Below are 26,595 nucleotides of genomic sequence, written 5' to 3' on the forward strand. Positions count from 1 at the left end.
ATATGCCTTATTTATATGATGTTGAAAGAAAGATTAATGCAAAAATCATTATTGCAACTTTGGCGGGTATTGTTGTAACTGCAGTACTCTCTTATTTATTTATTTCAAATTATATAGAAAGAAAAAGAATTAGATATATTTATGATTATATAGCCTTAGAAGATTATGATAATGCTTCTTTTATATTTAAAGACCTTTACAGCAGAAAGCCTTTAAATAAAAACATATTAATGGCAGGAATTGATTTGTATTATAATATTCTTCTAATAACCACAGATAAAGATATTATTACAACAGCAAGCGAAAATATTACTAAATATGCAAAGCAGATGTTATTAACATCAAAGTTTATCAAAAATAAATATATAATATATCAGAGATTAGCTTATGGATTTCAGAGGCTTGGAAGTTCTTATTATATAGATGCTTATAATTCTTATTTAGAGGCTATAAAAAATGGCGATAATAGAGTATCTACTGTTATAGAGCTTGCTAAGATATGTTACAGAATTGGATATTACGAAGAGGCAATAGAGAATTTAGAATATGCTATAAAAAGAGATACAGAAAATAACAAAGAGTTTTTAAACTTAGAATTATATTATGAACTTGCTGTTGCTTATGAAGGAAACAAAAATTACACTAAAGCAATACAAATACTTTCCTATATAGACGGTAAGTTTAATAATGATTATAAGCTTGAAGCTAAATCATATTCTAAGCTTGGTGATTTATATTACAGACAAGGATTATATAAAGAAAGCGAATTTTTTTACAAAAAAGCACTATTATTAGATGACAAAAATCCGGATTTATATTATAGTATAGGGGAATTATTTAGAAAAACAAAGCGGATAAACGAAGCAATTGCTATGTTTAGAGAAGCATTAAAAATAGATAATAACTATAAACCCGCTAGGGACGCATTAAGGAGATTATAGTATATATGTTTAGTTGGTTGTATAATATGTTCTCAAGTGATATGGGAATAGATTTAGGTACTGCAAACACTTTAGTTTATGTTAAGGGAGAGGGGATTGTTTTAGCAGAGCCTTCTGTAGTTGCTATAGAGAAAAGCACTGGTAATGTTATAGCTGTTGGTAATGAGGCTAAAAGAATGCTTGGTAAAGTGCCAAATTCTATAGCTGCTATTAGACCTATGAGAGACGGGGTTATTGCAGATTTTGAAACTGTTGAAAAGATGATAAGATATTTTATCAATAAAGTTCACAATAAAAAAACTTTGGTAAAACCTAGAATTGCTATAGGTATTCCTACAGGCATTACAGAAGTTGAGAGGCGTGCTGTACGTGAAAGCTGCGAGCAGGCTGGAGCTAGAACTATATTTTTAATAGAGCAAGCAAGGGCTGCTGCAATTGGTGCTGATATGCCTATCAATGAGCCTCATGGTAATATGATTATAGAGATAGGAGGAGGTACTACTGAGGTTGCTGTACTTTCACTTGGAAGTATGGTGCGCAGTGCTTCTATACGTGTGGGCGGTGATGAGCTTGATGATGCTATTATTAAATATATGCAAAGAACTCACAACTTATATATTGGTGAAAAAACTGCTGAAGAGATTAAGATTAATATTGGTCATGCTTATAAGGGTGATATATCTAAGACTATGGATATAAGAGGAAGAGACTCTGTATCTGGTCTTCCTAAAACTTTAACTATCAATAGTGCTGAAGTAAAAGATGCTATATCTGATATATTGCTTGAGATATTAGAGGCTGTAAAATATGTACTTAATCAGACACCTCCAGAGATAGCTGCTGATATTGTTGAGAGAGGTATTGTTATGAGTGGAGGAACTTCTTTACTTCCTGGTTTTACAGATTTAATATCTATAGAGACTGGGGTTCCTGTTATACTTGCTGAGAGTCCTCTTACTTGTGTGGCTATTGGATGCGGTAAGTTTATAGAAGAGACTAGAAATTTAAAAAATTATAGAAGATTTTCTTAAAAAGTGAATAATATATTAAAACACAAATTACTTATACTTTATATTACGCTTAGCCTTATAGCGTCAATATTTATGGTGCTTAATAGGAGTAATTTTGTTTTTGATTTGCGTTCTATATATGCACTCGGTGTATACCCAATACAGAGTGCTACACAAAATATATCAAAGGCTTTTGTTTATCTTTACACAAGCGTTACAGATATATTTACACTTCAAAGTCAGCTTCAAGTACTTAGAGATAGAATAGCAGAATTAAACGGCACAGCTTTAGAATATGAACAGCTTCGTCAGGAGAACTCAAGGTTAAGAGCATTATTAAATGAAGCTCCAACAGATGAGTACCCATTAGAGTATGCTGAGATAGTTTCAAAAGACCCTCAAAACTTCTACAACACTATAGTGATTAACAAAGGAAGGGCTCATGGTATTGTTGTGGGTATGCCTGTTATATCATATAAAAATGGATATAAGGGGCTTGTTGGTAAGGTTGTGGAAGTGAGAAAATATAACAGCAGAGTTTTATCTCTTATAGATGAAAGGTCTCAAATATCTGTTATGCTTGATAGTTCTAAGGCTACTGGTATTATGAGCGGGCAGAATCCTCGTTCCACTCAAACACATTTACAATATATTGATTTGCAGATTGATGTTGAAGAGGGAGAAAAAGTTTATACTAGCGGAATGGGCGGAGTTTTCCCAAGCGGAATATTGGTTGGAAATGTGTTTAAAGTTGAGAAAAAGAATTATGGACTATTTCACGATTTGTATATTGAGCCTATAGTAGATTTTTCAACTTTAGAGAATGTGTATGTGATAAAAAAGATTCCAGACAGAGAAATTATTATGCTTGCTAATGAAGAATATGAAGAGGGTGAAGTTACAAATAAATGAAAAGAGCAATAACTGTTATAATAAGTTCATTAATCCTTTTAATAATACAATCTTCTCCTGCTTATGATTTGATTAGAATAACATTGGGTGCTAAGCCTGATTTGCTTCTTATATTTTTAGTATTTTTGTCATTTAGATATGGTTCTTTTGAAGGAATAATATACGGCTTTTTTATAGGAATAATGCAAGATATTGTTTCTAGCTCTACATTTGGTTCTTATGCTATAATATTTCTTAATATTGGTTTGGTTGTTGGTTTCTTTAACAGCAGAATATTTATTAAGCAAATTGCTGCGGGTATATTTGTTACTTTAATTGGATATTTAATAAAGATTATTGCATTATTTTTTGTAATGGCAATATATGCAGATTTATCAAGTGTTGCTGTGCTTATGCGTTCAGAGTTATTTATAGGTCTTCCTCTCACAGTAATACTTTCTTCACCGTTATTTATACTATTTGAAAAGATTGCTCCTATAGTGTATGACAAAAACAAAATACATGTAGATGATAGCACCAAAACTTACGAAGATTGATTTTTTTAATTATATATAAACAAATATATTTTTATTAATTATTATCAGCTTTTTTCAATAATTAAATATATAAATGTATTTTATTTGGTGTTTCTTAAAAAATATATCTATAAAAGAAAGTTATAAAATTAATTAAAAATTATTTATGCTCTCTATTTTGTTTTTTCTTATTGTTTTGCTGATTATTTTGTTTACTTACCAAAGAAGCAAATATTACTCTTCCAGCCTCTTTAGGAAGCACATTGTCTATTTCTATATCAACACTTTTGCCTATTAAATGTTTGGCATTATCTACAACTATCATAGTGCCGTCTTCTAAATAACCTAATGCCTGTTTATCTTTTCCTTCTCTTATCAAATCTATCTTTATGGTCTCTCCAGGAAGCACAACTACTTGCAAACAATTAGCTAAATCATTAATATTTAATATATCAACTCCATGAATAGAAGCCACCTTCATCAAGTTAAAGTCATTAGTAATTACTTTAGCGTCCATTTTTTTGGCAAGCTCTATGAGTTTTAAATCTACTTCCTTGATGTTTGGAAAATCTACATCTGTTACAGAAAGTAATATATTTTTTGAAGATTTCATTTTATTTAATATTTCTAAAGCTCTTCTTCCTCTTATTCTTTTTTGAGGGTCTCTTGAATCACTTAAAAATTGTATTTCTTTTATTACAAACTCTGGAAGTATTAAAAGTCCGTCAAAGAATTTTTTCTCTGCTATATCATATACTCTTCCGTCTACTATTACAGAAGTATCTAATATTTTAGCTGTTTTTATTTTATCAGTTTTTGTAAGTTTGAGCATATTTGATATATTTGGTATCAATGATGATATTATAGAGAAAGTCAAATATCCTTCAATAAATAGTATTATAAGCTTGTTGTTTAATGATAAATTTATGCCTATTATATTTATAACATTTAAAGTAAGTATTACAGTTATTATTGTAAGAACAAATGATACAAAAATGACTAAAGTTGTTTTTGAAGATTTTTTTCTTATAAAAAATAAATCCAATAATATTATAAAAATAGAACTTACAACAAAAAATATAATAGTATTTATATTAAAAAGTTTATTATAAATATAATCAAATATAAGTGCTAAAATAGAACAAGCAAAATAAATTATTCTCCACATAACAGTTTCTCCTTAAAAACTAAAAAGAGCTCGAGTTATTTTTATGTTTTTATATTTTTTTATTAGTTTCAAATAGAATAAATTAATAAATATTTCACTCTTCTTTTTTCTTTTTTTTGGCAGGCTTAGCAGCAGCTTTAGTTGGTTTAATAAGTTCTTTTTCAGCAGGTTTAGTTTTAAACTTTTTAGCTGATTTTTCTAATGCATTAGACACTATATCTTCAATTTGGTCTCTATCTTTTTTTAATGCTATACTAATTTCATTTACTATAAACATATATGCTTTTTCATACAAACGTTTTTCGCTTGCAGATAATTCTTTTAATTTATTTCTAGTAAACAAACTTCTTGCCACTTCTATAGTATCTTTAATTTCACCGCTTCTTAATTTTTCTTCATTTTCTTGATAACGAATTTTCCAATTATTTTCTATATCATGAGGTTTAGTTTGTAGTAGGTTCAAAAAATTTTCAGCTTCTGCTTTAGATATTATCTTACGTATACGATATTCTTTAACTCTATTTATAGGAACTTTTAATGTGATGTTTTCACCTTCACATTCAAGTACATAGCATTCTACAACGGAAGAATTTACTTTATTATCTGCTATACCTATGACTTTACATATTCCATACATAGGGTAAACAACATAACTATTTACTTTATACATAATTCTTTTTAAATAAGCCTTTATTTATTCTAGTAATTTATTATACTAATTTAAAAAATATCTAGAAGTATTATATACTAAAAAAGCAAAAAATCAAGGAAAAAATAAACTAACCCCAATACTATATAAAAATACTTTGACAATTTTTTTATTAGATATAAAATCGGTATTATATTTATAAATTTATTATGAGGATAATGATGAGTAAAATAGTAAAGATTGGAAATATACTAATAGGAGGCGGAAATCCTGTTAGCATACAATCTATGACAAATACTGATACTAGAAATGTTAAAGAAACTGTTAATCAATTAAAATCTCTTGAAGAGGCGGGTGTTGATATTGTAAGGCTTGCTGTACTTGATATGGAAGCAGCTCAAGCTATAAAAGAGATAAAAAAACAAACTAAACTTCCTTTAATAGCGGATATACATTTTGATTATAGGCTTGCTCTAGAGAGTATGAAAAGCGGTATTGATGCTTTGAGGCTTAATCCTGGTAATATAAAAGATAAAGATAAGGTAAAAGAGGTGATAAAAGAGGCAAAGCAAAGAGATTTAACTATAAGAGTTGGTGTTAATGGCGGAAGCTTGGATAGGGCTATATATAAAGAAGTAAATGCTCAAAATATGGTAAAAAGTGCTTCTGAGCATATAAAACTAATGGAAGACTTAAACTTTACAAATATAAAAGTATCATTAAAAGCATCTGATATCAAAACAACAATAGAGGCAAATACATTATTTAGAGAGAAATTTGATTATCCTATACATTTAGGTGTTACGGAGGCGGGTACATTAAGAAGTTCTTTAATTAAAAGTACTAGTGCTTTATCGTATTTACTTATGCAAGGAATAGGGGACACTATAAGATATTCTATTACAGGGGACCCTGTTGAAGAAGTAATGGCAGGAAAGATGCTTCTTAAGTTTTTGGGTTTAAGAAAAGAGCCTACTGTTGAGATAATATCATGTCCTACTTGCGGAAGATGTCAGGTGAATGTTGAGGAGGTTGCTAGCTTTATAGAAAAGCATGTACAAAATATAAAGAAAAATATCACTATTGCTATAATGGGCTGTGTGGTTAATGGACCTGGAGAGGCTAAGCATGCAGATTTTGGCGTGGCAGGAAGTGCAGACGGAAACTTTATATATTTTGAAAAAGATAATGAGCCTATAAAGGTATCAAAAGAAAATATTATAAGTTTTATCACAAAGAAGATAGAAGAGTTTTAGTATGTAATTATATTTTGTCATATAATTTTTATTTTATTCAACTTTTTCATGCCTTCGCTTTGCGGACTTCGTCAAAGTTTTTACCCTACAAGCTCGCTTCGCAGGTGGCAAAGCCCTGCAATAATTAAAATAAAAAATTTAGTTTTTGACAAAACATGGTTGTTTAACTATATTATAATTTAATAAGTTTATTAATAAGAATAATTATTTTAGAGAGAAGATTTTATGACATCAAAGAAAAAATATTATCTATTAATTTTAGTTGTAGTAGCGGCATTAATTGCTACAATTTTTGTTTATAAAAATAAAGAAAAGTATATATCTACAACAATAGCGATAAGCGATACTATATTAAACATCACAGCTCAAACTACAGAAAAGAAAATGTATGATTTAGTTGCTTCTATAACGAATGAAATTAACAGAATGGATAATATATTAAATCCGTATAATACAAATAGTGAAATAGCAATTATAAATAAAAAAAGTTTAGAAAATAAAGAAGATGTTCTAAGAATAGAAGTTTCTGAAGATATGGCACATTTATTTGAAACAGGATTAAGATATTCTAAGATAAATCCTTCTTTTGATATAAGTGTGAGGCCGTTAATTGAGCTTTGGGGATTTGGTGTTAAAGAAAATCAAACTGTTCCAAAGAGAGAAGAGATTGAAAGTGCATTAAAGAAAATAGATTATTCAAAGGTAAGCATTATTACAAACAATGGAAAAAAGTTTATAGAGCTTAGGGATAATTTAACTTTTGATTTTGGCTCTTATGGAAAGGGTTATATTGTTACTAAACTTATAGATGTGTTTAAAAATTATAATATAAAAAACTATTTAATAGATTACGGCGGAGACACTTATGCTAATGGTGTAAACTCTAAAGGTAATCCTTGGGTGATAGCAATAAGAAATCCTAGAAACGATGAAGATGGATATTTAGGTTTAATACAAGCTACAAATTATACTATAGTAACAAGCGGAGATTATGAGAGATTTTTTACAGAAAACGGCACTAATTATCATCATATAATAGATGCAAAAATAGGTTATCCAACTTATAATGCAATGTCAGCTACTATTGTACACACCAATGCAGAAGAGGCTGATGCTTTATCTACAACAGCTTTTCTTATGGGCACTAATTTTTTCACTAATGAGAATTATAATTATAGAGAAGCTTATATAGTTGATTCTAATGGAGACTTATATATAGCAACGAACGAGAGTTTTTGATAATTTTGTTATATATTAAAAATTTTTGAGTTTATTATTTGTGGTGGCTTTGCCCCCTGCGAAGTGTGCCCTTAGGGTACACGCCCCCAGTTCTTTTGCCGACGCTCTGCGTGCCTGCGGCAAGGCACCTACTCGGTATTGGTATAAAAGAACATTATATCCTTCGGATACGCTTCGCGAAGAACTGCATTTTTATTATAAATTTTATAATTTAATTGTACATTAAAATGCCCTCCCCCGCACGCCTAAGAGGTTATAATTAAAGCAAAGTATTACCGTGCGGAAAGGTGGTACAGCTCGTACGCGGGAAAAAGTTGAATAAAATAAAAACTTATATAATGAAATATAATTATTAGTTTATTAAACCATTTGACTATATTCAAATTTTTAGAGTTTTAATTTATAATTGAACATATAGCTTTTTTATTATAAAAACATATTATGAAAGATTTTTTAGGTAAATTAAAAACTATAATAGTTAAAAAGAAAGATACTATATTCGCAGTAATAGTTTCATTTATACTTCATATATTTGTATTGAGTTTGGTAAATACTTATATAATGGAATCTTTGTTTGCGTATAATGATAAATTAGAAAAACTATTAGAAGAAGAAAAGAATAAAAAAGATGATTATATGTTTTTGGTAGAGACTCCAGATGTAGAAGAAGAGGAAAATAATGAAGATACACCATTTGCTTCAGATAAGTCATTAGTATCAAGAGGACAGATAGATGTAAAACCTTCAAAAGTATTTTCAGATGCTTCTGTGTTTTCTTTTTTGGGTGACGGTGCCAATAGTCCAATAGTTGAAAGACGCGATAATATAAATCCAAACAATAATAACAATTTACAAAAGCAAAAAGATTTAGGTAATGATATAAGCAGGGAAGATGTAGTTCCTTATAAGCCAAAAAATCCAGGTCTTAAAGGAGATACAAAAATACCAGCATCATTTGAAGACGGAGCAGATAGGGCGGTAGTTTTATCTAGTGAAACAGGAAGCATACAGCTTGGTACAAAGGCACAGGAATATTTTTGGTATTTTTACACTTTAGTTGGCTCTATAAGAGATTCTTGGTATTTAACTATTCCTAATCAGGCACATTTTTTGGGTCTTTTAAGAAGTGATGAGGTAGAGGTGCTTATATCTATAGATTTAGACGGAAATATTATTTTTGAGAAATTCTTAAGCAATTCAAAATTAGGTCAAAGCAGTTTGGATAATTCATGCTCAAAGGCTATAGAATATGCCAAAAAGTTAAAGCCTCCTCCACAAGGTTTGGTTCGAGATTATGCAGAAAATGGCAAAATATATATACCTTTTAAGTTCATATATCAAAATTTCAGCAGAGAGTGATAATTTTTTTAAAATTTATTTCTAAATAAATATTTATATTGTTTTAATATTTAGTATGTAAAACATAATTAGTATTACTTTCTTAACTTGCACTTTTTGGTTCTTTTGACGAAGTACGCACCGCAACCGAAGGAAGTGCCTGCGACCGTAAGAAGTACCTGTGGGTATGGGTGCGAGCGGCGGGAAAAAGAACAACAAAAAAATTGAATTTTACTTACGTACCCCACCCTTTAGTATTGATAACTCATTTTTATTTAAATGTTTAATTACATTCAAAGGTTTAAATTATATTTTTGCCCCCGCCCAAGTTTTAATTAGATTTAAAATACACTAAACGCACGGTTAATACGTTTTAATATATAATAAAATGAGAATTATAAATTTGTTATAATTATAAAATTTACTCTGCGTGCGGTAGGTAGATAATAACTTTTATATTATTATTCTACAACTCCAATATAAGGTAAGTTTCTATATTTCTGTGCATAGTCAATGCCGTATCCTACAACAAACTCATCTTCTATATCAAAACCATTATAATCAATTTTTATATCAACTTTTCTTCTTGAAGGCTTATTAAGAAGTGTACATATTTTAAGCGAAGCAACATTTCTAGTTTGTAATATTTCGCAAATTTTCTCTAAAGTGTATCCTGTGTCAATAATATCTTCTACTATAATAACATCTTTGCCTGTTAAAGGTATATCAACATCTTTAAGTATTTTAATTTCAGAGCCTATCTTCTCATTTCCATAACTAGATACTATCATAAAATCAACCTCTATATTAGTATCAATTTCTCTTGCTAAATCTGCAATAAATACAAAAGAACCCTTAAGAAGCCCTATTAAACAAGGAGTTTTATCTTTATAATCATTGTTTATTTTTTGTGCTAATTCTTTAACTTTTTTATTTATATTCTCTTCAGATATAAGTATCTTTGATATATTCTCATCTTTTCTCATAAATTATTCCTTAAAATCTTTTATTAATAATTTTGTGTTATATATTATCGTATATAGATAATAATTAAATTAAAAATATATTATAACATATTAATTATAATTTTTTATAGTATGTATATGAAGTTTTAATAAAAATTGAAATTAATTATATTATTAAAAATAGCCAATAGATAAAAAAGTTTATTCTATCTATTGGCTTTGTTTTTTTAATTAAAAGTTTAAGTTGAATTAATTAGCTTTTTTAGCCTCTATTGCTTTAGCTAACTCTTCAGCTAATAGAGGAAGTACTTTGTTTACATCACCTACTATACCCAAATCAGCGATTCCAAACATAGGAGCATCTTTATCTTTGTTTATAGCAATAATATATTCAGATTCTTCCATACCAGCCATATGCTGAATAGCACCAGATATACCGCAAGCGAAATATATATTAGGTCTTACTGTTTTACCTGTTTGACCTACTTGTCTAGATTGCTCTATAAATCCAGCATCTACAGCAGCCCTTGAAGCAGAAACAGTTGCACCAATTTTAGAAGCTACAGCCTCAAGATTTTTAAAGTTTTCTTTAGAACCTACACCTCTACCACCAGATACCAATATTTTAGCTTCTGTAATATCAACCTTTTTAGCAGTTTCTTTTACTACATCTAAGATTTTTACTTTTATTTTGGAAGTATCTATTGTTACAGGCAATACTTCAATTTCACCTTTCTTTCCTTCTTCTTTAGGAAGTTTTTGCATTACGCCAGGTCTTACAGTAGCCATTTGAGGTCTATGATTAGGACAAACAATAGTAGCCATTAAGTTTCCGCCGAATGCAGGTCTTGTCATTCCGAAAACTTTTGTCTCATCATCTATTTCTAGTTTTGTACAGTCAGCAGTAAGCCCTGTAGCAAGTCTTGAAGATACTCTAGGAGCTAAATCTCTTCCCAAAGTAGTTGCACCTAATAATACTATTTCAGGTTTTTTATCATCTATTATTGCTTTTAATGCCTGAGCATAAGCTTCTGTATCATATTGTTTTAATAGTTCATTATCAACAACTACAACTTTATCAGCACCATACTCAATCAAATTTTGAGCTAAACCTTCTACTTTATATCCTATCAAAGCTGCTGTAACAGTTACATTTAATTTAGCTGCAAGTTTTTTTGCCTCTCCTATTAATTCTAAACCTACATTTTGAATTACACAGTCTCTTTGCTCAGCAAATACTAATATTCCTTTATAATCACTTAAATTCATTATCTATCTCCTTTTATAAGGTTCTTTGTTAATTAAAATTAAATAACAAATTTTTCTTTTAATTTTTCAATTATGATATTAACAGCTTCTTTTGTATCCACTTCAAATACTTTACCAGCTTGTTTAGCTCCTTTAGTAAATGATTTTTTTACTTTTGTAGGAGAGCCAGTAAGACCTATTAAAGAAGGGTCAATTTTTATAGTTTCAGAAGACCAAATTTCAACTTCTTTATCATAAGCTTCAACAATTCCTTTAACTCTCATGTATCTAGGGCTATTAGCTTCTGATAATACTGTTACTAAAGCTGGTAATTGAACGTTTAGCAAGTAATATCCATCTTCTATTACTCTTTTTATAGTTAATGATTTATCAGCTTCATTGTATTGAATTTCTTTAGCATAAGAAACTTGAGGTATTTGTAAATGCTCAGCAATTTGAGGACCAACTTGAGCAGTATCGCCGTCTATAGCTTGTCTTCCCGAAATAATAATATCATATTCTAAAGTTCTTAAAGCAGCAGCTAATGTGTTGGAAGTAGCTAAAGTATCAGCACCGCCGAATTTTCTATCTGTTATAAGTATAGCTCTGTCAGCTCCCATAGCATAAGCTTCTCTTAATATAGCTTCAGCTTGAGGAGGTCCCATAGTTACTACAGTTACATGAGCACCATATTTATCTTTTAATTTTAGAGCCTCTTCTAATCCGCCTTTATCATCAGGGTTCATTATACTAGGAACTCCATCTCTTATTAATGTACCTTTTACAGGGTCTAGTTTAATTTCAGTTGTATCTGGAACCTGTTTTATACAAACTACTATTTTCATTTCTATTCCTCCATAAATGTTTTATTTACTAATTGGATTATTTTAAAAGGTTTCCTGCTATTACCATTCTTTGAACTTCTGATGTACCTTCATAAATTTCTGTGATTTTTGCATCTCTCATCATTCTTTCAACAGGATATTCTCTAGTATATCCATATCCGCCATGAAGCTGAACGGCTTTAGTTGTAACTTCCATTGCAGTTTCAGAAGCAAATAGCTTAGCTCTTGCTGCATCTACTGAATATGGAAGATGATTGCTTTCTCTCCAAGCTGCTTTGTAAACTAAAAGTCTAGCAGCTTCTACTTTTACTTCAAGGTTAGCTAATTGGAATTGAGTATTTTGGAAATTAGCTATTGTTCTTCCGAACTGTTTTCTTTCTTTTACATAAGCTACAGTTTCATCAAGAGCTCCTTGTGCAATTCCTAATGCCTGAGAAGCAATTCCTATTCTTCCTCCGTCAAGAGTCATCATAGCAATTTTAAATCCTTTTCCTAATTCTCCTAATAGGTTTTCTTTAGGTATTCTTGCATTTTCAAATATTAATTCGCAAGTAGCAGAACCTCTTATACCTAATTTTTTCTCTTTTTTACCAACAGTAAATCCTGGAGTGTCTTTTTCTACTATAAATGAAGAAATTCCTTTTAAACCTTGTGATTTATCTGTCATAGCAAATATTACATATACATCAGCATATCCAGAATTTGTTATGAAGATTTTAGAACCATTAATTACCCATTCCTGAGTAGCTTCATCTAGTACAGCAGTAGTTTGCTGACCTGCAGCATCTGTACCTGCATTTGGCTCTGTAAGTCCGAATGCTCCAAGCCATTCACCGCTAGCCATTTTAGGAACATATTTTTGTTTTTGAGCGTCTGTACCGAATTGTAATATAGGCCAAGTTCCAAGAGAAGTATGAGCAGAAAGAATAACACCAGTAGTACCGCAAACTCTTGATAATTCTTCAACAGCCATAGCGTACATTAAGTTATCTCCGCCAGCTCCGCCATATTCTTTAGGAATAGGTATACCCATAAGTCCAATTTCAGCCATTTTCTTAACAGTTTCAACAGGGAATCTCTCTTCCTCGTCAACTTCTGTTGCTAAAGGTTTTACCTCTTTTTCAGCAAATTCTCTAATCATTTGTCTGAAAAGTTCATGTGTTTTAGACAAATTAAATTCCATTCTAGTCCTCCTGATAATTACTTTATCAATTTTTTAATATATAATTAATTTTTTCATTGTTTCATTACAGTTGCTTTTCCGCTTAAAACTACTTTTCCATCTTGATTAGTACAAGTAGTTGAAAGTATTACTCTGTTTTTTCAGGGATAAGTTCTATAATTTCAGCAGTAGCTGTAATTGTATCTCCGAAATATACTGGAGCTAAGAATTTTAATTCTTGTCCCATATAAATAGTTCCTTCTCCTGGAAGTTTTGTTCCTAATACTTCCGATATAAGTTTAGCGGTAAGCATTCCATTAGCTATTCTATGCTTGAACATAGTTTGCTGTGCATGAACTTCGTTTAAGTGGGCTTAATTTGTGTTAAGTGTAATCCTGTAATATAGAATTCATTGGTTTTAGTTATAGTTTTGGAAACTTCAGCCTTCATTCCAACTTTTAACTCTTCAAATTTCATAATAATCTCTCCTAATTATTTTTTATTTTTTAAAAAATATCTTATTAGTGTAAAATATAAATTAAAGATTAAAAAAAATATTGGCCAAAAATACTTTTACATATTTTGCCAATACGATTTAATGTTTTATATCATACAACAACAAATCTAATAAGTATAATACAAATTATAACTATTGTTTATATATTCCATATATTAGTATAAGATTTTATAAAACTTGTTCTTTATTAAGAGCAAGAACTTTAAATACTATACTTAATTTGTCTTATGCTTAATTTGTTATACTAGTAAGAGAACATCTTTTAAAAAATAATTAAATTAACTATATGTTAATTATAGTGGATTTTTTTCTAAAAATCAATTCATAATGTGATAAAAATAACTTTTTGTTTAATATTTGACCTAAAAATGTATTTGAATAAAATATATTGTATTTAATAATTACTTAATTATTATGTATTAAAAAATAGTGTTATTTAAATATATATGTAGATTGTTTTAAAATTTATATTTTGCTTGCATTTTTTTTCATAATTGCTTAAAATAGTTTAATATCGTATAATGTTTATAATTACATAATTTATAAGTTAAGGAGATATCATGGCTGAAGATAAAAAACTTGACTCTCTTCTAGAACGTATATATCAAGACGGTGTTGAAAAATCTAATAAGAAAGCTGATGAAATAATTTCTAATGCTAAAAATGAAGCAGATAGAATTATTAAAGAAGCAGAATCAAAATCAGAAGAAATCATCAAAGAAGCTCAAAGAAAATCAGAAGAGCTAAAAAAGAACACCATAACTGATGTTCGTATGGCAGGTGAGCAGTCAATAAGTGCTTTAAAGCAAAGAGTAAAAGATTTAGTAACCTCTAAAGTATTGGAAGAAGGCTTAAAAGGAGCTTTTGCTGATACTGCATTCTTAAAAGATTTAATTTTAGAGGTAGTAAAAAAATGGGATATAGCTTCAGGTAACTCTGATGTAACAGTATATTTCCCAGAATCAAAAAAAGCAGATATAGATGCTGCATTTGAGAAGTCTATAAAATCAGCTATTAATAATGCTACTATTAATTTTGATAAGAAATTATCAAACGGTTTCAAAATAGTACCAAATAATGGCAATTATCAATTACAATTTACAGATGAGGATTTTGTAGAGTTCTTCAGTGATTATATCAAAGCTAAAACAGAAGAAGTAATATTTAGTAAATAAGAGGGGCGAGTATGGGATCATATTATTATCTTATCTCAGGTCTTCCCGAAGTGAAATTATCTGATGCTAAGGCTAAGTATGATATTAATGAAATTACTCAAAGCATATTATCTAGTTTAAGTGCTAAAGATGCTAAGTTTTTTAAATATCTTATTTATCAAAATGACAATAAAAATTTAGTAAATGCTATAGCAAAACAAAAGGGTTTATTTAGCCCTTATACAAAGCATTTAGAGCCTTGTATATTTAGCAAAGAAGAGATACAAAAATACAGTAATATCTCTAATTTACCTACTTATATGAGCAAATTTTTAGAAGATAATAAGAATGTTGAATGGGAAAGTGTTAGGCATATAGAAAATAGTTTATTGAATTTGTATTATGAAGAAATGATAAATAGTGGCAATAATTTCATAAAGAATTATGCATTATTTATGAGAGACATGAAGAATGTTTTAGCAGCTTTAAATGGAAGAGCTTTAGGTTTTAATGGCGACAAGATAGCTAAAGAGCTTATAGGAGATTATTCTTTAATATCTGCATTAAGCAAATCTACAGCTTCCGATTTTGGTGTAGGTAGGGAGATACCTTATATTAACACTATTATAGAGACATTTAACTCATCAGATAAAGCTGATCCATATAATATGGAAAATATAGAATGTTCTTTGGTAGGGGAGTTTTTGGATAAGTTAACATCTATAAAATCTTTCACAACAGATAATATTTTTGCTTATTATATAAATCTTAACTATGCCGTTAGTATCAACGGAAGAGATGAAGAGGAAGGTAAGAAACATTTAGAGACGCTTGTAGAAACATTAAAAAGCAAAGCGTCATTATAAAATGTAAATTAATTAGGAGATTGAAATGACTAAAGGTAAAGTAACTGCTATTATATCAAACCTAATTTCAATAGAGGTAGACGGACCTGTTTCACAAAACGAGATATGTTTTGTATCTTGCGGGGAAGCCAAACTAATGGCAGAGGTTATTAAAATATCAGGTACTAGTGCTAGTGCTCAGGTATTTGAATCTACAAGGGGAATGAAATTAGGCGATGCCGTAGAGTTTACTGGTTCAATGTTAGAGATTGAATTAGGACCTGGACTTTTAGGTAAAAACTTTGACGGACTTCAAAATGACCTTGATAAATTAAAAGGTGTATTCTTAGAGAGAGGTAAATATAACAACCTTACTGAAGATAAAGATGCTAGATACGACTTTACACCTATAGCTAAAGTTGGTGATGAAGTTGAGGCAGGAGATTGGATTGGTGCTGTTAAAGAGGGTTGGATTGACCATAAAATAATGGTTCCTTTCAAATTTGAAGGTAAAGGTGTTGTTGAAAGTGTAGTTTCTGCTGGAAATTATGCTTTAGAAGATACTCTTGCTGTTATAAAAGATTCTAAAGGCGAAAAAGTCAATGTAACAATGGTACAAACTTGGCCTGTAAAACTTACTATTAAAGCTTACAAAGAAAAACCAAGACCATTCAAATTGTTAGAAACTGGTGTTAGAACTATAGATACATTTAACCCTATCACTGAAGGCGGTACAGGATTTATTCCAGGACCATTCGGTGCAGGTAAAACAGTATTACAGCACGCTTTGGCTACTAACGCAAACGCTGACTTGATTATAATGACAGCTTGCGGTGAGAGAGCTAATGAGGTAGTAGAAATATTTACAGAGTTCCCAGAGCTTATAGACCCTAGAACTGGAAGAAGCTTGATGGAAAGAACTACAATCATCTGTAACACTTCAAACATGCCTGTTGCTGCTCGTGAAGCTTCAGTTTATGTAGGTATGACAGTAGCTGAATATTATAGGTCAATGGGACTTAAAGTTCTTCTTCTTGCTGACTCTACTTCTCGTTGGGCACAAGCTTTGAGAGAGATGTCTAACAGACTTGAAGAATTACCTGGACCAGATGCGTTCCCTATCGACTTGCCTGCTATTATTTCTAGTTTCTATGCTAGAGCAGGTTTCGTATACTTAAATAACGGAGAGACTGGTTCTATTACATTCATAGGTACAGTATCACCTGCAGGCGGTAACTTGAAAGAGCCTGTAACAGAATCTACTCGTAAAGCAGCTAGATGTTTCTACGCATTATCACAAAAACGTGCTGACAGTAAAAGATATCCTGCTGTTGACCCATTAGATTCTTATTCTAAATACATAGAATATCCAGAGTTCGTAGAGTTTTCAGACACTTATATAGAAAAAGGCTGGTCTGAGAAAGTTATTAGAGCAAAAGATATAGCTAGAAGAGGTCAGGAAGCAAGCGACCAGATAAGCATTTTGGGTGACGACGCAGTACCTCTTGAATACCATCAGCGTTTATGGAAAGCTGAGCTTATAGACTTCGTTATCTTACAGCAAGATGCTTTCGATAAAGTAGATAAAAACTGCCCAATAGAGAGACAAAAAGAATTATTAAATCAAGTTATGAAAGTTGTAGAAGCTGATTACAGATTTGATGATTATAGCGAAGTAGGTACTTATTTCAAAAGACTTATTAACGCATTCAAACAGATGAACTATTCTGTATATCAGTCTGAAGAACATAAAAAATACACAGCTGAGATGGAATCAATATTTGCTGAAAGGAGTATAACACATGCCTAAAGCATTTCAAAAAGTATATACAAAATTAGTACAAATTACTAAAGCAACTGTATCTTTAAGAGCAGAAAATGTTGGTAACGATGAGATGGCTCTAGTAGCTGGCAGACCTGCTCAGGTTGTAAAAATGATTGGAGATATTGTTACGCTTCAGGTTTTCCAAGGTACTGAAGGTATACCTACAAACGCTGAAGTTGTATTTTTAGGCAGACCTCCTAGACTTAAAGTAAGCGAACTTCTTGCAGGAAGATTCTTTAATGCTTATGGTGAGCCTATTGACGGAGGTGCTGAAGTTGAAGGTAAAGAGGTAGAAATCGGAGGACCTTCTGTAAACCCTGTTAGAAGAAAACAGCCTTCTGAACTTATTGCTACTGGTATTGCTGGTATTGACCTTAACAACACACTTGTTACAGGACAAAAAATCCCATTCTTCGCAGACCCAGACCAACCTTATAACGCAGTACTTGCACAGGTTGCTTTGAGAGCTGAAGCTGACAAGATTATCCTTGGCGGTATGGGACTTTCTAACGATGACTACTTATCATTTAAAAATACATTTACTGAAGCTGGAGCATTAGATAAAATTATATGTTTCATCAACACTACTGATGACCCTCCAGTAGAAAGACTTTTGATACCTGATATGGCTTGTACAGCTGCAGAATATTTCGCAGTTGAGCATAAGCAAAAAGTTCTTGTTCTTCTTACAGACATGACTCTTTATGCTGACGCTTTAGCTATAGTATCAAACAAAATGGACCAGATTCCTTCTAAAGACTCTATGCCTGGTTCATTATATTCTGACCTTGCTAAAATATATGAAAAAGCAGCTCAGTTCCCTGATGGCGGTTCTATTACTATTATCGCTGTTACTACTCTTAACGAAGGTGATATTACTCACGCTGTACCAGACAACACTGGTTACATCACTGAAGGTCAGCTTTATTTAAGACGTGACTCTGATATAGGTAAAACAATCATCGACCCATTCAGAAGTCTTTCACGTTTGAAACAGTTGGTTATAGGTAAGAAAACTAGAGAAGACCACCCTGCTGTAATGAACACTTTGGTTCGTCTTTATTCAGATGCTGCTAATGCTAAAATGAAAAAAGAAAACGGTTTCGACTTAACTGAATATGATGAAAGATGTTTGAAATATGCTGCTGAATATTCTGAAAGATTATTAGCAATAGACATTAACATTAAAATTGATGAAATGTTAGAAACAGGCTGGGAATTAATGTCCAAATACTTTAGTAAAGCAGAAGTTGGTATAAAAGAATCTTTGGTAGAACAATACGGTAAATGGACAAATAATTAATAAAGTAGGTTAAAAAATATGGCATTAAAGTTTCAATACAATAAAACGGCTCTTCAAAACCTAAGACGCCAGCTTTCTATTCGTGAGAAAGCTTTGCCTACTTTGAAAAGTAAAGAGGCAGCACTTCGTCTTGAGGTGAGAAAGATTACCGCTGAGATTGAATTACTTAAAGATGAGTATCAAAAACTTGTGAAACAAAATCAAAACTATAATGGTTTTTGGACTGAGTTTCCTGAGATTGTTAAGATTAGAAATGTAAACTCTGAGCAAAAAAATATTGCCGGTGTTAAAGTTTCTATATTAACAGGTATAGATTTTGATATTGAAAATGTCAGCATGTTTAATATGCCTTCTTGGATTAGGCTTGCCATTAATATGTTTGAGCTACTTATGACATTACAAATAAAAATTGAAATGACAGAAAATAGACTTAATGCTTTGGCTTATGCTAAGGAAAAAAACTACTCAGAAAGTTAACCTTTATGAGAAAGTACAAATTCCTGAGTATAAAACAGCTATAATCAAAATTAAAAGGTATATGGAAGATGAAGAAAATTTAAGTAAGTCTTCTCAAAAGATAGTAAAAGAAAGAAACAGAGCTAAGGAGGCGTCTTTATGATTAGAAAAATGAAGAAACTCTCTCTCTTTGTCTTTCATGAGGATAGGGAAAAAACTCTAAATGATTTAGCTTCTCTTGGAGTTGTACATATAGAAATTGCTAATGGTGTTTCTAGTGAAAATATAGAAAACATTGCAGCTCAAAAGAATGATGCTAATAGAGCTAAAACTATTATAAATAATGCTTTGTCTGATGCTAAAAAAGCTAAAAAAGATGTATCTAGCCTAAAAGCAGCTGACACTAGCAAAAAAGCATCTGATGTAATAGACAATGTTTTACAGTTATCTCAATCTTCTGATAAATTAAAAGCTGAAAGAGATAACCTTAAAAAAGAATTATCTATTATAGCTCCTTTTGGAAGTTTTAGTTTTGATAAGATTAATAACTTAAAAGAAAAGACTTCTTATGATGTATCATTTTTTAATGCTCCTATAAAAGAGTATCAAGCTTATAATTTTGGAGAGATATTTACTTATGCTGTAAAAGAAGAGGCTGGTAAGGTTTATTTTGTTGCTTTCAAGAAAGAGGGCAGCGAAGAGGTTATTCCTTTTGACATTATCAATATGCCTAATAAATCTTATGATGAATTAAAAACTCAAATATCTGAACTTGATAAAAGAATAGAAGATATTGAAAATGATATAATAAAAAATCAGGTATATATAGAAGCTATTAATAAAGAAGTTGATAGTCTTAATATACAGAATCATTTTGAAGAGGCTAAAGAGAGTTTTGTAGCTAGTGAAGTTACTGAAGGCAAGATACTTTATGTTGAAGCTTATGTACCTAAAGACAAAGAGTCTGAGGTAAAAACAGTACTAGACAGAGAAAAAATAGCTTACATAATGGAAGAGCCTACAAAAGATGATAATGTACCTGTTGAGCTTAAAAACAATAAGTATTCTTCTGCTTATGAGCTTATTACAAAATTGTTCCAATTGCCTAATTATTTCGAGATAGATTTAACTCCTATGATAGCAGTTTTCTATCCGTTATTTTTCGCTTATTGTTTTGGGGACTCTGGTTATGGTATAGTATTAACTATAGTAGCTTTGGTAGGATTATTTACTGTGTTAAAAGGACAATTAAGAGGTATTGGTATACTTGCTTTAACACTTGGAATATGTACTACTATTATGGGTGTTATAAATGGAGGAAGTTTCTTTGGTGTAAGCATACCTTCAAATACTCAAATACCTATATTTGCTACTTTAAGTAAGTATTTAATAATTACAGACATTAAAGAAAATTGGTTCTTAACTCCATTTAATACAGCATTACTTATAGGTGTACTTCATATATGTTTTGCTTTAGTAGTTGGTGTTATAGACAGAATAAAAACTAGTTCTATAGGTGATATATTTGGAGCTATTGGTAAACTTTTATTTATACCAAGCCTTGTTTTATGGTTCTTGGGCGATATGCAAAAGATGCAAGTTATCAAACAATTTAGCTCTATATATTATGTAGCTATGATTGTTGGTTTGGTATTTTTAGTAATACTTTCTAATGTTGGTAAAAAGCCAGATGTATTAAACTCTATACTTGGTGTTTATTTTGCGGCAACTGGTATAATGGGTGATACACTTTCTTATATACGTTTGTTTGCATTAGGTGCTTCTGGTTCTATATTGGCATTAGTAATAAACCAAATAGGTATGAGTTTCAAAGCTATACCGGGTGTTGGTGTTGTTATAATGGTTGTGTTCTTAGTATTTGGACACATTGCAATATTCGCATTAAACATACTTGGTGCTTTGGTACACCCTTTGAGATTAACATTTGTAGAGTTCTACAATAACGTTGGTTTTGAGGGCGGCGGTAAAGAATATAAGCCACTTAAAAAGGTAGCTTAATTAGTTTTTTTATATATAAATATTTAATAATTAAAAAAGAAAATAATCTAAAAAAGGAGATTTTAATTATGGGTTTTACAATGAACACAGCGCTTTTATTAGGATATATAGGAGCGGGTATAATGGTAGGTATGTCTGGTATTGGTAGTGCGGTTGGTACTTCTATTTCTGCTATGACTACTGTTGGAGCTTTGAAAAAAAATAAAGATGCATTTGGTAGCTGTCTTGTTTTAAGTGCTTTGCCTGGTACACAAGGTCTTTATGGTTTTGCTGCTTTCTTCATTATGCAACCTTATTTGACTGCTGACATCACTATCTTCCAAGGTGCTGCTATATTAGGTGCTGGTATTGCTGTTGGTTTAGCTTGTATGGTTTCAGCTATATTCCAAGGTAAAGTTTGTGCTAACGGTGTTGAAGCTATAGGTAATGGTTATGATGTATTTGGTAACACTATCATCGTTGCTGTATTCCCAGAACTTTACGCTATCGTTTCTTTCGCTACAGCATTCTTAATCAGCGGTGTTTTAGGTGCTTAATAATTATTGATTAATAAAAGTGAAATAAATAAAATCCGTAGGAGTTGTAATTAGGCTCTTACGGATTTTTTTATTTATATAAGTATATAAGAAAAAATTATATAAAATATTTAGATAAATAGCATATTTTCATAAATTACTAAGTTTAGTTTTTATATAAATATGTAATTGTTTTTGAAATTTATTAAAAAAAAGATTAAAAATGTTAAAAATGCTATTGATTTTTTTATTTTGTTGGTTTATAATTTTCTAACTTTCAGAGAAGCGATTAAAGCGTATAGTATTGGATTTCTTCATGTTTATGTGAATAAATACTATAAAAGCTCGGCTGTTATAAGCTGTTTCGTTTGAAGATAAAATTTTAATATATATAAATCCTTTTTAATAAAGGGTAAAAATAAAAAAAATAAAGATTAGAGGTTTTGTATTGTATGCCTACAATTAATCAATTAGTAAGAAAAGGTCGTAAACGTATAGTAAATAAGACTAAATCACCTGCGTTAATGAAATGTCCGCAAAGAGAAGGTGTTTGTACTCGTGTAACAACAACTACACCAAAAAAACCTAACTCAGCTATGCGTAAAATAGCTCGTGTAAGAATAACAAACGGTATGGAAGTAACAGCATATATTCCTGGTATAGACCATACATTACAAGAACACAACCGTGTACTTATAAGAGGCGGAAGGGTTAAAGACTTACCTGGTTGTCGTTATCACATAGTTAGAGGAAGCCGTGAAGCTTCTGGTGTAGAGAAGAGAATGAAGTCTAGAAGTAAATATGGTACTAAAAAACCTAAGGCTTAATGGAGTGAATTAATATGGCAAGAAGAAGAAGAGCACAAACAAGAAAGATAAATGCTGACCCAATTTATGGCAGTGTTGTTATAAGTAAGTTTATAAACAAATTAATGTATGACGGCAAAAAAAGTAAAGCTGAAAACATTTTTTATAAAGCTATGGATTTGGTAAAAGAGAAAACAGGAAAAGATGGTTTAGAAGCTTTCAATGAAGCTATTAACAACATAAAACCACAAGTAGAAGTAAAATCAAGAAGAGTTGGCGGTTCTACTTATCAAGTACCTGTTGAAGTTAGACCAGACAGACAAAACTCATTAGCTTTCACATGGCTTATAGATGCTTCAAGAAAAAGAGGCGGAAGAAGCATGATAGAGCGTTTATCAAATGAGATAGCTGATGCAATAGAAGGTAAAGGTCAAGCAGTTGCTAAGAGAGATACAGTACATAGAATGGCTGAAGGTAACAAAGCATTTGCACACTTTAGGTGGTAAGGTTTAAGGAGAGAGAATAAGTGGCACGTCAAATTTCGTTAGAAAATACACGTAATATTGGTATTATGGCTCACATTGATGCTGGTAAAACTACTTTAAGTGAGCGTATATTATTCTTTACAGGTAAGACACATAGATTAGGTGAGGTTCATGAAGGTGCAGCTGAAATGGACTGGATGGAGCAGGAGAGAGAAAGAGGTATTACAATTACTTCTGCTGCAACTACTTGTTTTTGGAATGGTCATAGAATTAACTTAATAGATACTCCAGGGCACGTTGACTTTACTGCTGAGGTAGAAAGGTCTTTAAGAGTATTAGATAGTGCTGTAGGAGTTTTTTGTTCTGTAGGCGGTGTTCAGCCTCAAAGTGAAACAGTATGGAGACAAGCAAGTAACTATAAAATCCCAAGAGCTATTTTTGTTAATAAAATGGACAGGATTGGTGCTAACTTCTACGCTGTTTTAGATCAAACAAGAGATAGATTAAAAGCAAACAGTCACCCAGTAGTTATACCTATAGGTGCAGAAAGCAACTTCGAGGGTGTTGTTGACTTAGTAAAAATGAAAGAGATAGTTTGGGTATCTGAAGATGGTATGAAGATGGAAGAGAGAGAAATCAGAGCCGAACTAAAAGAACAAGCAGAAAAATATAGAAATGAATTATTAGAAGCAATCGTTGAATATGATGATGATGCTATGAATAAGTTCTTTGAAGGTGAGGAAATAGATATTCCTACAATCAAAAGACTTATAAGAACAGCTACATTAACAGCAGACTTCTTCCCAATGTTCTGTGGTACAGCTTTCAAAAACAAAGGTATTCAAGTATTAATAGATGCTGTAGTTGATTATTTACCATCTCCATTAGATAAACCTGAAATAGAAGGTACAGATTTAGATGGTAATGTTATAAAAAGAAAAGTAGCAGATGATGAGAAATTCAGTGCATTAGCATTCAAAATAATGACAGATCCACACGTTGGAAAAATAGCATTCTTAAGAGTTTACTCTGGAATATTAGAAGCTGGTTCTTATGTTTATAATGCTACAAAAGGAAAAAGAGAGCGTATCGGAAGAATACTTCAGATGCACGCTAACAAAAGAGAAGAGATTGAACAAGTATATTGCGGTGATATAGCAGCAGCAGTAGGACTTAAAGAAACTACAACAGGTGATACATTATGTCCAGAAAATGCTCCTATCATCTTGGAATCAATCAACTTCCCAGAGCCAGTAATTAACGTTGCTATAGAGCCTAAAACAAAAGGTGATAGAGATAAAATGTCTATAGCTTTATCAAGACTTGCTGAAGAAGACCCAACATTCAGAGTTAGTTTTGATGAAGAAACAGGTCAAACAATTATCGCAGGTATGGGTGAGCTTCACTTAGAGATTATCTGTGATAGAATGAAAAGAGAATACAAAGTTGAGGCAAATGTAGGTCGTCCTCAAGTATCTTACAGAGAAGGTATTAAGAAGACAGTTGAAGTTGAAGGTAAATTCGTACGTCAGTCAGGCGGTAAAGGTCAGTACGGTGATGTATGGTTGAGAATTGGACCTAATGAGCCTAATGCAGGATTCAAGTTTAATAACGAAATCGTTGGTGGTGTTGTTCCAAAAGAATATATACCAGCTGTAGAGAAAGGTTGTGTTGAGGCTATGAATACAGGTGTTCTTGCTAACTATCCAATGCTAGACGTTATAGTATCAGCATTTGATGGTTCATTCCACCCAGTAGACTCATCAGAAATGGCATTCAAAATTGCTGCTTCAATGGGTTTCAAAGATGGATGTAAAAAAGCAGATCCTTACTTGTTAGAGCCTATGATGAGCGTAGAAGTTGTAACACCAGAAGATTATATGGGTGATATTATCGGTGACTTAGCTTCAAGAAGAGGACAGGTTCACGGATTTACAGATAAGTCTGGTTACAAATCTATTAATGCTACAGTACCTCTTGCAGAGATGTTTGGTTATACAACAAGTATAAGAAACGTATCACAAGGTAGAGCAAGCTACACAATGCAGTTCTCACACTACGAGGAAGTACCTAAGAACGTAGCAGAAGAGATAATAGGTGCTAGAATGGGTAACGCTAAATAACAAAAAATAAAAATAAATAAAAAAACAATTTCCTAGAGAATAGGGATAAATAATTGGAGGATAAAAATGGCTAAAGGAACTTATGAAGGTACAAAAACACACGTAAACGTTGGTACTATCGGTCACGTTGACCATGGTAAAACAACATTAACATCAGCAATAACTGCAGTATCATCTGCAATGTTTCCAGCAACAGTACAAAAAGTTGCATACGATTCAGTAGCAAAAGCTTCTGAGAGTCAAGGTAGAAGAGACCCTACAAAAATTTTGACAATCGCTACTTCACACGTAGAATATGAATCAGATAACAGACACTATGCTCACGTAGACTGTCCAGGTCACGCTGACTATATTAAAAACATGATTACAGGTGCTGCTCAGATGGACGGTGCTATCTTAGTAGTATCAGCAGAAGACGGTGTAATGCCACAAACAAAAGAACACGTACTTCTTTCAAGACAAGTAGGTGTAAACTACATCGTTGTATTCTTAAACAAATGTGATAAATTAGATGACCCAGAAATGGCAGAAATAGTAGAAGCAGAAGTAGTAGACGTATTAGACCACTATGGTTTCGATGGCTCTAAAACTCCTATTATTAGAGGTTCTGCAATCAAAGCTATTCAAGCAATCGAAGCAGGAAAAGATCCAAGAACTGATCCAGATTGTAAATGTATATTAGACCTATTAAACGCACTTGATACTTATATTCCAGATCCAGTACGTGAAACAGATAAAGACTTCTTAATGTCAATCGAAGACGTATACTCAATCCCTGGAAGAGGTACAGTTGTTACAGGTAGAATAGAAAGAGGACAAATCAAAAAAGGTGACGAAGTAGAAATCGTTGGTTTAAGAGAAACTAAGAAAACTACTTGTACTGGTGTAGAAATGTTCAAGAAAGAAGTTGTTGGTATAGCTGGTTATAACGTTGGATGTCTTTTAAGAGGTATTGAACGTAAAGAAGTAGAAAGAGGACAGGTATTAGCTAAACCAGGTACAATCACACCTCATAAAAAATTCGAAGCAGAAGTTTATATCTTGAAAAAAGAAGAAGGTGGAAGACATAGCGGTTTCGTAAGCGGTTACAGACCACAAATGTACTTCAGAACAACAGACGTAACAGGAGTTATCAACTTACCAGAAGGTTCTCCAATGATAATGCCAGGTGATAACGCTAACTTAACTATAGAGTTAATCAGCCAAATCGCTATGGAAGAGAAACAAAGATTCGCTATACGTGAAGGTGGTAAGACAGTAGGTAACGGTGTTGTAACAAAAATATTAGAATAATTTAAG

The 26,595-nt window shown here is 31.4% G+C and carries 26 protein-coding genes; 19 read left to right on the forward strand and 7 right to left on the reverse strand.

Annotated features, from left to right (window positions below):
* Positions 1-2: 2 nt before the first annotated feature.
* From BPP43_RS09195 to mreD, 4 genes are read left to right on the forward strand one after another with little or no spacing between them, the layout of a single operon-like run.
* Complete coding sequence (locus BPP43_RS09195; RefSeq protein ID WP_015274797.1) at positions 3-941, forward strand: tetratricopeptide repeat protein; 939 nt, start codon at positions 3-5, stop codon at positions 939-941.
* 5 nt (positions 942-946) lie between these two features.
* Positions 947-1,972: a rod shape-determining protein gene (locus tag BPP43_RS09200; protein WP_014933928.1), complete on the forward strand. Its 1,026-nt coding sequence runs from the start codon at positions 947-949 to the stop codon at positions 1,970-1,972.
* A 12-nt stretch (positions 1,973-1,984) separates the two neighbouring features.
* Positions 1,985-2,863 (forward strand): rod shape-determining protein MreC, encoded by an 879-nt coding sequence (mreC, locus tag BPP43_RS09205; RefSeq protein ID WP_373367254.1) that lies wholly within the window; start codon positions 1,985-1,987, stop codon positions 2,861-2,863.
* Positions 2,860-3,399, forward strand: a complete 540-nt coding sequence (mreD, locus tag BPP43_RS09210; RefSeq protein ID WP_013243993.1) for a rod shape-determining protein MreD — start codon at positions 2,860-2,862, stop codon at positions 3,397-3,399. Before mreC ends, mreD begins: the two co-directional genes overlap by 4 nt.
* Before the next feature lie 139 nt (positions 3,400-3,538).
* Here the strand turns inward: mreD and BPP43_RS09215 are convergent, their stop codons facing one another.
* Both BPP43_RS09215 and BPP43_RS09220 read right to left on the reverse strand, forming a co-directional pair.
* A complete protein-coding gene (locus BPP43_RS09215; protein WP_013243992.1) occupies positions 3,539-4,546 on the reverse strand; it encodes a PIN/TRAM domain-containing protein in 1,008 nt (335 codons plus the stop codon).
* A 94-nt stretch (positions 4,547-4,640) separates the two neighbouring features.
* A complete protein-coding gene (locus tag BPP43_RS09220; RefSeq protein ID WP_013243991.1) occupies positions 4,641-5,216 on the reverse strand; it encodes a CarD family transcriptional regulator in 576 nt (191 codons plus the stop codon).
* 200 nt (positions 5,217-5,416) lie between these two features.
* Here BPP43_RS09220 and ispG point away from each other — a divergent pair, with 200 nt between their 5' ends.
* The 3 genes from ispG (at position 5,417) to BPP43_RS09235 (ending at position 9,049) form a co-directional block, all read left to right on the forward strand.
* On the forward strand, positions 5,417-6,451 hold the full coding sequence (ispG, locus tag BPP43_RS09225; protein ID WP_014933924.1) for a flavodoxin-dependent (E)-4-hydroxy-3-methylbut-2-enyl-diphosphate synthase: 1,035 nt from the start codon (positions 5,417-5,419) through the stop codon (positions 6,449-6,451).
* 225 nt (positions 6,452-6,676) lie between these two features.
* On the forward strand, positions 6,677-7,690 hold the full coding sequence (locus BPP43_RS09230; RefSeq protein ID WP_015274799.1) for an FAD:protein FMN transferase: 1,014 nt from the start codon (positions 6,677-6,679) through the stop codon (positions 7,688-7,690).
* Between the two features lie 441 nt (positions 7,691-8,131).
* The gene (locus tag BPP43_RS09235; RefSeq protein WP_014933922.1) at positions 8,132-9,049 is read left to right on the forward strand and encodes an energy transducer TonB family protein; all 918 of its coding nucleotides are present in this window, start codon (positions 8,132-8,134) and stop codon (positions 9,047-9,049) included.
* Positions 9,050-9,489: 440 nt separating this feature from the next.
* On the opposite strand, the gene hpt is transcribed toward BPP43_RS09235, so the two are convergent.
* The 5 genes from hpt to BPP43_RS12380 all read right to left on the reverse strand — a co-directional run bounded on the left by hpt (position 9,490) and on the right by BPP43_RS12380 (position 13,588).
* A complete protein-coding gene (hpt, locus tag BPP43_RS09240; RefSeq protein WP_013243987.1) occupies positions 9,490-10,014 on the reverse strand; it encodes a hypoxanthine phosphoribosyltransferase in 525 nt (174 codons plus the stop codon).
* Between the two features lie 228 nt (positions 10,015-10,242).
* Positions 10,243-11,262, reverse strand: coding sequence for an electron transfer flavoprotein subunit alpha/FixB family protein (locus BPP43_RS09245; RefSeq protein WP_014933921.1), 1,020 nt, complete (start codon positions 11,260-11,262; stop codon positions 10,243-10,245).
* A gap of 38 nt (positions 11,263-11,300) precedes the next feature.
* Positions 11,301-12,086 (reverse strand): electron transfer flavoprotein subunit beta/FixA family protein, encoded by a 786-nt coding sequence (locus tag BPP43_RS09250; protein WP_013243985.1) that lies wholly within the window; start codon positions 12,084-12,086, stop codon positions 11,301-11,303.
* Between the two features lie 37 nt (positions 12,087-12,123).
* Positions 12,124-13,269 carry an acyl-CoA dehydrogenase gene (locus BPP43_RS09255; protein ID WP_014933920.1) on the reverse strand — a complete coding sequence of 382 codons (1,146 nt, stop codon included), beginning with the start codon at positions 13,267-13,269 and terminating at the stop codon, positions 12,124-12,126.
* A 127-nt stretch (positions 13,270-13,396) separates the two neighbouring features.
* Positions 13,397-13,588 carry a MaoC/PaaZ C-terminal domain-containing protein gene (locus BPP43_RS12380; protein WP_015274800.1) on the reverse strand — a complete coding sequence of 64 codons (192 nt, stop codon included), beginning with the start codon at positions 13,586-13,588 and terminating at the stop codon, positions 13,397-13,399.
* 737 nt (positions 13,589-14,325) lie between these two features.
* Here BPP43_RS12380 and BPP43_RS09265 point away from each other — a divergent pair.
* The 12 genes from BPP43_RS09265 (at position 14,326) to tuf (ending at position 26,589) form a co-directional block, all read left to right on the forward strand.
* Positions 14,326-14,940, forward strand: a complete 615-nt coding sequence (locus BPP43_RS09265) for an ATP synthase subunit E (RefSeq protein WP_013243982.1) — start codon at positions 14,326-14,328, stop codon at positions 14,938-14,940.
* Positions 14,941-14,951: 11 nt separating this feature from the next.
* A complete protein-coding gene (locus BPP43_RS09270; RefSeq protein ID WP_014935267.1) occupies positions 14,952-15,785 on the forward strand; it encodes a DUF2764 family protein in 834 nt (277 codons plus the stop codon).
* 25 nt (positions 15,786-15,810) lie between these two features.
* On the forward strand, positions 15,811-17,574 hold the full coding sequence (locus BPP43_RS09275; protein WP_013243980.1) for a V-type ATP synthase subunit A: 1,764 nt from the start codon (positions 15,811-15,813) through the stop codon (positions 17,572-17,574).
* The gene (locus BPP43_RS09280; RefSeq protein WP_013243979.1) at positions 17,567-18,892 is read left to right on the forward strand and encodes a V-type ATP synthase subunit B; all 1,326 of its coding nucleotides are present in this window, start codon (positions 17,567-17,569) and stop codon (positions 18,890-18,892) included. Before BPP43_RS09275 ends, BPP43_RS09280 begins: the two co-directional genes overlap by 8 nt.
* 93 nt (positions 18,893-18,985) lie before the next feature.
* The gene (locus BPP43_RS12385; RefSeq protein WP_252832307.1) at positions 18,986-19,369 is read left to right on the forward strand and encodes a V-type ATP synthase subunit D; all 384 of its coding nucleotides are present in this window, start codon (positions 18,986-18,988) and stop codon (positions 19,367-19,369) included.
* The gene (locus BPP43_RS12390) at positions 19,338-19,511 is read left to right on the forward strand and encodes a V-type ATP synthase subunit D (protein WP_252832308.1); all 174 of its coding nucleotides are present in this window, start codon (positions 19,338-19,340) and stop codon (positions 19,509-19,511) included. The genes BPP43_RS12385 and BPP43_RS12390 overlap by 32 nt, the downstream gene beginning before the upstream one ends.
* Positions 19,508-21,367, forward strand: coding sequence for a V-type ATP synthase subunit I (locus tag BPP43_RS09290; RefSeq protein ID WP_015274802.1), 1,860 nt, complete (start codon positions 19,508-19,510; stop codon positions 21,365-21,367). The genes BPP43_RS12390 and BPP43_RS09290 overlap by 4 nt, the downstream gene beginning before the upstream one ends.
* Positions 21,368-21,447: 80 nt before the next feature.
* Positions 21,448-21,903, forward strand: a complete 456-nt coding sequence (locus BPP43_RS09295; RefSeq protein WP_228369497.1) for an ATPase — start codon at positions 21,448-21,450, stop codon at positions 21,901-21,903.
* A 431-nt stretch (positions 21,904-22,334) separates the two neighbouring features.
* On the forward strand, positions 22,335-22,709 hold the full coding sequence (gene rpsL, locus BPP43_RS09300; protein ID WP_015274803.1) for a 30S ribosomal protein S12: 375 nt from the start codon (positions 22,335-22,337) through the stop codon (positions 22,707-22,709).
* Between the two features lie 14 nt (positions 22,710-22,723).
* Entirely contained in the window at positions 22,724-23,194 is a 471-nt protein-coding gene (gene rpsG, locus BPP43_RS09305; protein WP_013243974.1) for a 30S ribosomal protein S7, read from the forward strand.
* 20 nt (positions 23,195-23,214) lie between these two features.
* The gene (fusA, locus tag BPP43_RS09310) at positions 23,215-25,296 is read left to right on the forward strand and encodes an elongation factor G (RefSeq protein WP_015274804.1); all 2,082 of its coding nucleotides are present in this window, start codon (positions 23,215-23,217) and stop codon (positions 25,294-25,296) included.
* A 66-nt stretch (positions 25,297-25,362) separates the two neighbouring features.
* The gene (tuf, locus tag BPP43_RS09315) at positions 25,363-26,589 is read left to right on the forward strand and encodes an elongation factor Tu (protein WP_013243972.1); all 1,227 of its coding nucleotides are present in this window, start codon (positions 25,363-25,365) and stop codon (positions 26,587-26,589) included.
* The last annotated feature ends 6 nt before the right edge of the window (positions 26,590-26,595 follow it).

The sequence above is a fragment of the Brachyspira pilosicoli P43/6/78 genome (assembly GCF_000325665.1).
Classification (GTDB): domain Bacteria; phylum Spirochaetota; class Brachyspiria; order Brachyspirales; family Brachyspiraceae; genus Brachyspira; species Brachyspira pilosicoli.